Here is a 7,965-nt window from a genome sequence, read left to right as displayed (position 1 = left end):
CCAGCCGCAGCGGCGCTTGCGGCCGGTGACGACGCCGAACTCCTTGCCCTTCTGGCCGATCAGCTCGCCGATCTCGTCGAACAGCTCGGTCGGGAACGGACCCTCGCCGACGCGGGTGGTGTAGGCCTTGGCGATGCCGAGCACATAGCCGACGGCGGAGGGGCCGAGGCCGGAGCCGGTCGCGGCCTGGCCGGCGACAATGTTGGAGGATGTGACGAAGGGATAGGTGCCGTGGTCGACGTCGAGCAGGGCGCCCTGCGCGCCCTCGAACAGGATGCGCCGGCCCGCCCGGCGCTCGCCGTCGAGCAGCGCCCAGACCGTGTCGGCGAAGGGCAGGATCTGCGGGGCGATCGCCTTGAGCTGGCCCAGCAGTTCGCGCCCGTCGACCTCGCCGATGCCGAGGCCCCGGCGCAGCGCGTTGTGATGGGCGAGCAGCCGCTCGATCTTGGCTTCCAGCAGCGCCTCGTCCTTGAGGTCGATGACGCGGATGGCGCGGCGGCCGACCTTGTCCTCATAGGCCGGGCCGATGCCGCGCTTGGTGGTGCCGATCTTCATGCCGGCATTGGCGGTCTCGCGGAAATGGTCGAGCTCGCGATGCAGCGGCAGGATCAGCGTGGCGTTGTCGGCGATGCGCAGATTGTCGGGCGTAATCGCGACGCCCTGGGCCTGCAGCTTGGCGATCTCCTCGACCAGATGCCAGGGATCGACCACGACGCCATTGCCAATGACCGAGAGCTTGCCGGGGCGCACGATGCCCGAGGGCAGCAGCGAGAGCTTGTAGACGTTGCCGTCGATGACGAGGGTATGGCCGGCATTGTGCCCGCCTTGGAACCGCACCACGACATCGGCCTGGCTGGAGAGCCAGTCGACGATCTTGCCCTTGCCCTCGTCGCCCCACTGGGCGCCGACCACAACCACATTCGCCATGAGCGAGGTGTCCCTGCTGTTTACAACCGCATTGCCGTGCAAGCGGCCCGCGCACATGCAAAACCCCGGCGCAAGGCCGGGGTTTCGGAGCAGGTCCTTGCAAGCCCTCATGAGCCAACAAAGGGCGCAGGTCAAGGTTTCGACAGCCGGAGGGACGGTTCGAAAGCGTCGGGACATGGCCGCCTTGCGCGATCCGCGCGGGAATCCTGCCACATTCGGGAGTAAGGGATTCAAGCTCGCAGCGGCCGTGGAAAGACGGCCGGCAGCGCAAGGGGACACTGCACGATCATGAGCACGCTCGATTCCAAGTCCACGCTCGATTCCTGGCTGGACCAGCACCACGCCGCCTTCACCGCCATCCGCCGCGATATCCATGCCCATCCCGAACTGGGGCTGGAGGAGGTGCGCACCGCGAAGCTCGTCGCCGACAAGCTCAGGGAGTGGGGCGTCGAGGTGCATGAGCGCGTCGGCCAGACCGGCGTGGTGGGCGTCATCCGCGGCAACCGGCCCGGCGGCCGCGCCATCGGCCTGCGGGCCGATATGGACTGCCTGGCGCTCGATGAGACGACCAACCTGCCCTATTCCTCGAAGCATCCGGGCCGCATGCATGCCTGCGGCCATGACGGGCACACCACCATGCTGCTGGCGGCGGCGCGCTATCTCGCCGAGAATCGCGACTTCGCCGGCACGGTGAACCTGATCTTCCAGCCGGCCGAGGAAGGCCGCGGCGGTGCCAACGCCATGCTCGCCGACGGGCTGTTCGAGCGCTTCCCCTGCGATGCGATCTACGGCCTGCACAACACGCCCGGCATGGAGACCGGCCATTTCGGCACGACGGTCGGTCCCTTCCTGGCGGCGGCGGACAGCTGGAAGGTGACCTTCCGGGGCGTCGGCGGCCATGGCGGCTCGCAGCCGCATCGCTCGACCGACATCACCTATGCGCAGGCGCATTTCGTGCTCGGCCTGCAGGGCATCGTCGGGCGCAACGTCGCCCCGCTGGACACGGCCGTGATCAGCGTCGGCTACATCCATGGCGGCGATGTCGCGGCCTCCAACGTCATCCCCTCCGAGCTGATCATCGGCGGCACGGCGCGGACCTATTCGCAGGAGGTGCGCGACACGGTGGAGCGGCGCATCGCGGAGCTGGCGCTCGCCACCGCGCAGGCCTGGGGCTGCCAGGCGGAGCCGTCTTATCATCGCGGCACCAGCCCGCTGGTGAACGAGGCCGAGCAGGTCAGGGTCGCGGTCGCGGCGGCGACGCAGGCGGCCGGCGCGCAGAACGTCAACGGCCAGCTGCGGCCCGGCACGGGGGGCGAGGATTTCGCCGAGATGATGCTGGTGCGCCCCGGCGCTTTCATGCGCATCGGCAACGGCGTCAACCCGGACGGCTCCTTCACCGGGCTGCACACCCCGCTCTACGACTTCAACGACGCGATCATTCCCGCCGGCGTCCGCTACTGGGTCGGCCTCATCGATCAGGAGCTGGGACAGCAGCGGCCGGCGATGGCGGCTGAGTAAGAGCGACACGGAGGCCGGCCTCTGCCGTCATGCTCGCCCTCGCGGCGAGCACCGACGTCTTGACCGCCGCGCCCTCCAGCGAAGACGTGGATGGTCGGGACAAGCCCGACCATGACGCCGAGCGGAGCTACATCGTGAAAACCCTCTCCATCTCGACGCTGACGATCTGCGGCATCGACGAACTGCCGGACAACAGCGCCCGCGAGGTGACGCATGTGCTCTCGGTGCTCGATCCGGAGCGGGCCGAGATCGAGCATTTCGGCGGCTATGGCGCCCATCACCGCGTGACGCTGCGCTTCCACGACATCATCGACCCCCAGCCCGGGCAGGTCATGCCGGCGCCGGAGCACGTCGCGGAGATCCTGCGCTTCGGCGAGGATCTGCGCGCGACGGCGACGGGGCGGGCGAGCGGCCATCTTCTGGTGCATTGCCATATGGGCATCTCGCGCTCGACGGCGGCGATGCTGGCGCTGATGGCGCAGGCCGATCCCGACGAGGACGAGGAGGGGCTGTTCGCGCGGCTGCGGGATATCCGCCCGCAGGCCTGGCCCAATTCGGTGATGGTCGGCTTTGCGGATGCGCAGCTGGGGCGGGACGGGCGCCTCACCGAGGCGCTGGGGCGCCATTATGCCCGGCAGCTCGCCCGCGAGCCGCGATACCGGGGCTGGATGGCCCATCTCGGGCGCGGCCGCGAGGTGGCGATGGCCGGCGCAGGCTCAGAGGTCTGACAGGCGGTCAGATCGACCACCGGGTGGTGACGGCCCAGGCGATCGCGACGACCGCCATCATGCCGAGCGTCACGACGATTTCCTCTTCCATCGCCTCCTCCTCCGCGCTGATGGTTGCGGATGAAACCGTAACGGTGGGCGGTAAGTTTCCGCAACGTCGCGGCAGGCTTAACGGCGCGTAAACGGAAACGGCCCCGCTGAAGCGGGGCCGTCCGTTCGGAGAGGCTGTGCCGGCTCGCTCAGCGCGACCAGCGGCCTTCATATTTGAACTGCGGGGCAGCCTTCAGCGCGTCCTTGGTGGTCTCCATCAGGGCCGACCACTTCTTGTCGGTCTCGTTGTAGTTGACCTTCACAGCCGCGGGCGAGACGACGACGTAGTGCTCGCCGATGCCGAGGAAGCCGCCGACTGAGAGGATGTAGCCGGCCACCTGGCCATTGGCCATCACGACGTCCTTGATCTCGCCGATCTTCTCATTGGCGCTGTTGGTCACGTTGAGGTCGATCAGATTGCTGGTGAGAACGTCGGTCGGCTTGGCGGTGACATAGACTTCCTTCACCGCCGTGCTCGTGGTCGCGGTCTGCGCATAGGCGGCCGTCGAAAGAACAGCGGCAGACGCGATGGCGATGATCATGTTGCGCATCAGGCAAACTCCAAAGTCAGGCTATCCCCAGCCCGGCCAAATAACGGGGCCGTGAGGCTGGAGTTCCTGATTCGGAATGCGATTTTTCTTGGCGATGCGTCTCGCCGCCGATCGCGTGGTCGATTTGCGTTGCCGTTCTTCTCAGGCCCGGCCGCGCGCGCTGGCGTGTGGCTTGACGCGATGCTCCAGGAAATTGCGCAGCTCGGTGACGCGGCGCTCATCCTCCAGCACCTCCCGGTCGAGGCCATGCGCCCAGGCGAGATCGGCACGGTCGCGTTCGGCATCGAGCGTGCGCAAATCCTCCAGCCAGGCCTGGGCGGTGGCCTCGTCCCGGCGGAAGCCTTCGTCGATCAGTGTCGGAATCATGCGGCCGAGAATGGATGCCACCTGCCGCAGCGGGAATTCAGGGTGATACTGCACGCCCCAGAACACGCCGCCCTCGTGGCGGATCTCCGCCGCCTGGACCTGGCTGTAGGCGTTCGAGGCCAGGATGGTGGTGCCGTGAGGGGGCAGGGCCACGGTGTCGAGATGGATCGCGGGCGCGTCGAAGCTCATCGGACGGCCGGCGAGCAAGGCATGGTTGCGGCCGGCTTCGGTGCGGAAGATGCGCCGGGCAAAGCCGACCTCCCGGCCGTTGGGATTGGCGGTGACGCTCCCGCCGGCCGCGACCACGCCCATCTGGATGCCCCAGCAGGAGCCGAAGCACGGCGTGCCGCTGGCATAGATCGCCCGCATCAACTCGATCTGGCGGGTGACGGCCGGCTCCAGATGGTAGATGTGCAGCGCCGAGCCGGTGAGCATGATGCCGTCATAACCTTCCAGCCCGGCGCCGTCGGGCAGGTTGGCGCCCTCATCCGCCGGCAGGCAGATATCGGCGACGATCTCCGGGGCGATGGCGGTCATTTCCGCGGCATAGGCCTCAGCCGGGCTCAGCCCTGCATAGCCCTGTGCATGCGCCTCGCGCTGCTCGCGCGTGTTGCCGTCGACGAAGAGCAGGCGCAGCGGGCGGGAGCCGGTTTCGATCATGGGTGCGTGCTCCGGGCGATGCGTCGGACGATGGGCGGCTGTGCGCCCAATCTCATAGGAGAGCACGCGCGCGCAAGGCTATGTCAGATGCCTCTCCTTCGCGACAGGCCAGCAGCGTGCACCCCGATCCGACATCGACGCCGAGCCTCGCCCAGCGCGTCTGGGGCAATGCCTATCTCCTGATGATCGTGACCACGCTGATCTGGGGCGGCAATGCGGTGGCGAGCCGCCTCGCCGTCGACAACATCACGCCGATGGCGCTGACCTGCCTGCGCTGGGTGGGCGTCTGCCTCGTGATGCCGCTGCTGGTGCGCCGCGACCTCGTCGTCTACTGGCCGCAGATCCGTGCGCACTGGCGCTTCGTCGCGCTGCTGGGGCTCACCGGCTTCACCGGCTTCAACGTGCTGATGTATCTGGCCGCCTATTCGACCTCGGCCATCAATATCGGCATTCTGCAGGGCTCGATCCCCGTCATCGTGCTGATCGGCGCCTTCTTCGCCTATCGCATCCCGATCACGCCGATGCAGGCGCTGGGTGTGGTGGTGACGCTCGCGGGCGTGGCCGTCACCGCCAGCCGCGGCGATCTCGACGTGCTGCTGGGGTTCCGCTTCGTGCCCGGCGACCTCCTGATGATCATGGCCTGCGTCTTCTATGCCAGCTACACCGTCGGCGTCCGAAACCGGCCGGCCGTTCCGGCGCTGGTGTTCTTCACCGTCGCATCGGGTTTCGCCTGCCTGTTCTCGCTGCCGCTCTTCATCGGCGAGATCGCGCTCGGGGTCTTCCATCGGCCGACGCCGATGGGCTGGGCCGTGCTGGCCTTCACGGTCATCATGCCGTCGATCATTTCGCAGCTGACCTTCATGCGCGCGATCGAGCTGATCGGACCAGGCCGGGCGGGCGTCTTCGTCAATCTGGTGCCCGTCTTCGCGCCGCTGCTCGCGGTGCTGGTGCTGGGCGAGCCGTTCGGGCTCTATCATGCGGTCGCGCTGCTGCTGGTCCTCGGCGGCATCTTCATCGCCGAACGGCTGGGGCGGTAAGCCTCAGCGCTGCGACGCCACTGCCAGCTTGGCCACCTCGGCCAGGGCCGCCTCGCGCTCTGTCGCATCGGCGCGGGCGCCGGCGAGATAGATCGCGATCACGAAGCGCCGGCCGTCCGGCAGCGTGGCGATGCCGATATCGTTGGTGGCGTGGTTGACGCCGTCCGTGGTCAGCCCCGCGCCGGTGCGGTGGGCCAGTTTCGAGCCCGCCGGAAGCCCGGCCTTGATGCGGTCGGCGCCGATCGGGCTTTCGGTGACGATCCCCGTCAGGAGGGCGGTGTTCTTCGGGTCGCGCAGCCAGTTGCCTTCGGCGAAGCCCTCGAGGAAGCGGGCGCTCGCCTCGGGCGTCGATGCGTCGCGCGGGTCCTTCAGCGCCTGGGCCAGCGCGGCGAGCCGGACCTCCGGCTTCAGCGCCCTGAGATCGGCGCGGAAGCGCTGCTCATCGACCAACTCGTCCCAGCCAAAGCCCTTCAGCCCGTAGATCTCGGGCTGGAACTGGCGTTCGTAGCGATCGACCGACATGCCGTCCACGCCGCCCTGGCGCAGTATGGCCGTGACCACCTGCGGGCCGCCGATTTCGCGCATCAGCCGGTCGGCGGCGGTGTTGTCGGAGAGGCCGGCGGCGAGGCGGAGCAGCTCCCGGACCGGATAGCTCGCGCTCTCGCCCTTGAACTGTTTCGCCAGCGGGCTGTGGAACAGCGAGAGGTCCTTGCGGTTGATCGTCACCGGCTGATCGAGCTTCAGCTTTCCCGACTCCACCTGCTGCAGCACCGCGACCGCGAGCGGCAGCTTGAAGACGCTCTGCATCGGGAAAGTCTCCGAGCCGCGATAAGACCAGAGCTTGCGGTCCTTCAAATCGATCAGCGCGACGCCGAGGCGACCCTGCGCCCGCCGCTCGATCTTGGCGACGCCCTTGTCGAGCGCCGCCTTGTTCCAGTCGGCGAAGGCGGGCGAGGCGGCGAGCAGGCCGAGAGCAGCGGCGGCGGCGATGCGCAACATGAAAAATCCCCTCTGAGAGGCTCAGAGGGGACGCTGATTGCGGCGCGGTGGAGGCGGGCGGTCAGAACTCCTTCGGCAGCCCGGCCTGTTTCAGCACTTCATTGGCGGTGTGACGCGACTTCGTGCCGGCATCGAGCGTGACCTGCCGGCCCGTTTCCTCGTGCCGCCAGATTTCGTGATCGCCTTTGGCCGGGCGGTGGAAGCGATAGCCGGCCTTGCGGAGAATCCGTTTGAGGCGCGGCCCGATCTCGACCATCAGGCGGCCCGGACGGTGTCCGTTACATGCACGTCCATCACGATCTGAAGCTCTTCGGTCGTTTCCAGAAAATCCGGCACGAGAAGCTTGAGCCGCTCGCGCAAGGCCTCGACGGTCTCTGCTTCCGTCACGATCCCAGGGTCGCTGGTCGAGGAGGCGTACCACACGCCTGCCTCGTCGTCGCGCAGAACCTCGAATGTCACCTTGCGCATCACCGGCACCCTCTTGGACGGCAGGAGGATATCACGGATCCGCAAGATGCCCACCGACCCTCAGAACTTCAGCCGGCGCGCCCGTTTCACCATCGGGATCTCGTGGATCTTGGCGAGCAGCTCGTCCGAAACCGCCTCGTCCAGCGCGACATAGCAGATGGCGTCGCCGCCGGGCCTGTCGCGGCCGAGCGCGAAGGTCGCGACATTCACCCCGGCATTGCCGAGCAGCGAGCCGAAGGCGCCGATGAAGCCCGGCTTGTCGGCATTGCGGACATAGAGCATGTGCGGGGCGAATTCGGCGTCGACCTGGATGTCGCGGATCTCGACGATGCGCGGCTTGCCGTCCTGGAAGACGGTGCCGGCGGCGTGGCGCGGCATGTCCTCGGCATCGACGACGATGCGGATCAGGCTTTCGAGATTGCCGGCGATCTCGCGGGTCAGTTCCTCGACGACGATGCCCTTCTCCTTCGCCACCATGGCGGAGTTGACCATGTTGATCTCGGGCAGGAAGGGCCGCAGCACGCCGGTGATGGCGGCGGCCGAGATCGCCTTGAGGTTGAGGCCCGCGACCGCGCCTTCATACTCGATGCGGATGCCCTTGACCGGGGCCTCGGTGAGCTG

11 protein-coding genes are annotated in these 7,965 nt (G+C 67.7%); 4 read left to right on the top strand and 7 right to left on the bottom strand.

The window, feature by feature from the left end; all coding sequences use genetic code 11:
• A partial coding sequence (locus ACOJTB_RS01590; RefSeq protein ID WP_420100762.1) for an adenylosuccinate synthase occupies positions 1–927 on the bottom strand: 927 nt, incomplete at its 3' end.
• Positions 928–1,215: 288 nt separating this feature from the next.
• Between ACOJTB_RS01590 and ACOJTB_RS01585 the strand changes: the two genes are divergently transcribed.
• From ACOJTB_RS01585 to ACOJTB_RS01575, 3 genes are all read left to right on the top strand, one after another.
• Positions 1,216–2,445 (top strand): M20 aminoacylase family protein, encoded by a 1,230-nt coding sequence (locus ACOJTB_RS01585; RefSeq protein WP_420100761.1) that lies wholly within the window; start codon positions 1,216–1,218, stop codon positions 2,443–2,445.
• A gap of 134 nt (positions 2,446–2,579) precedes the next feature.
• Positions 2,580–3,173: a tyrosine phosphatase family protein gene (locus ACOJTB_RS01580; RefSeq protein ID WP_420100763.1), complete on the top strand. Its 594-nt coding sequence runs from the start codon at positions 2,580–2,582 to the stop codon at positions 3,171–3,173.
• A gap of 23 nt (positions 3,174–3,196) precedes the next feature.
• Positions 3,197–3,355: a hypothetical protein gene (locus tag ACOJTB_RS01575; RefSeq protein WP_420100760.1), complete on the top strand. Its 159-nt coding sequence runs from the start codon at positions 3,197–3,199 to the stop codon at positions 3,353–3,355.
• A 57-nt stretch (positions 3,356–3,412) separates the two neighbouring features.
• On the opposite strand, the gene ACOJTB_RS01570 is transcribed toward ACOJTB_RS01575, so the two are convergent.
• Entirely contained in the window at positions 3,413–3,814 is a 402-nt protein-coding gene (locus ACOJTB_RS01570) for a PRC-barrel domain-containing protein (protein WP_420100759.1), read from the bottom strand.
• A gap of 141 nt (positions 3,815–3,955) precedes the next feature.
• Positions 3,956–4,840, bottom strand: coding sequence for a type 1 glutamine amidotransferase (locus tag ACOJTB_RS01565; protein ID WP_420100758.1), 885 nt, complete (start codon positions 4,838–4,840; stop codon positions 3,956–3,958).
• Positions 4,841–4,956: 116 nt separating this feature from the next.
• Between ACOJTB_RS01565 and ACOJTB_RS01560 the strand changes: the two genes are divergently transcribed.
• Positions 4,957–5,877 (top strand): DMT family transporter, encoded by a 921-nt coding sequence (locus ACOJTB_RS01560; RefSeq protein ID WP_420100757.1) that lies wholly within the window; start codon positions 4,957–4,959, stop codon positions 5,875–5,877.
• Positions 5,878–5,880: 3 nt separating this feature from the next.
• Here the strand turns inward: ACOJTB_RS01560 and bla are convergent, their stop codons facing one another.
• The 4 genes from bla to ACOJTB_RS01540 form a co-directional block, all read right to left on the bottom strand.
• Complete coding sequence (bla, locus tag ACOJTB_RS01555) at positions 5,881–6,876, bottom strand: class A beta-lactamase (protein ID WP_420100756.1); 996 nt, start codon at positions 6,874–6,876, stop codon at positions 5,881–5,883.
• Positions 6,877–6,937: 61 nt separating this feature from the next.
• Positions 6,938–7,132: a type II toxin-antitoxin system HicA family toxin gene (locus ACOJTB_RS01550; RefSeq protein ID WP_420100755.1), complete on the bottom strand. Its 195-nt coding sequence runs from the start codon at positions 7,130–7,132 to the stop codon at positions 6,938–6,940.
• Positions 7,132–7,344 carry a DUF1902 domain-containing protein gene (locus tag ACOJTB_RS01545; RefSeq protein WP_420100754.1) on the bottom strand — a complete coding sequence of 71 codons (213 nt, stop codon included), beginning with the start codon at positions 7,342–7,344 and terminating at the stop codon, positions 7,132–7,134. The genes ACOJTB_RS01550 and ACOJTB_RS01545 overlap by 1 nt, the downstream gene beginning before the upstream one ends.
• 60 nt (positions 7,345–7,404) lie before the next feature.
• The coding region (locus ACOJTB_RS01540; RefSeq protein WP_420100753.1) for an ACT domain-containing protein at positions 7,405–7,965 on the bottom strand (561 nt) is incomplete at its 5' end.

This window comes from Allobosea sp. (genome assembly GCF_048595345.1).
Taxonomy (GTDB): Bacteria; Pseudomonadota; Alphaproteobacteria; order Rhizobiales; family Beijerinckiaceae; genus Allobosea.
Note: the sequence above shows the minus strand (reverse complement) of the source record. Positions and strands in the feature narration are given on the sequence as shown.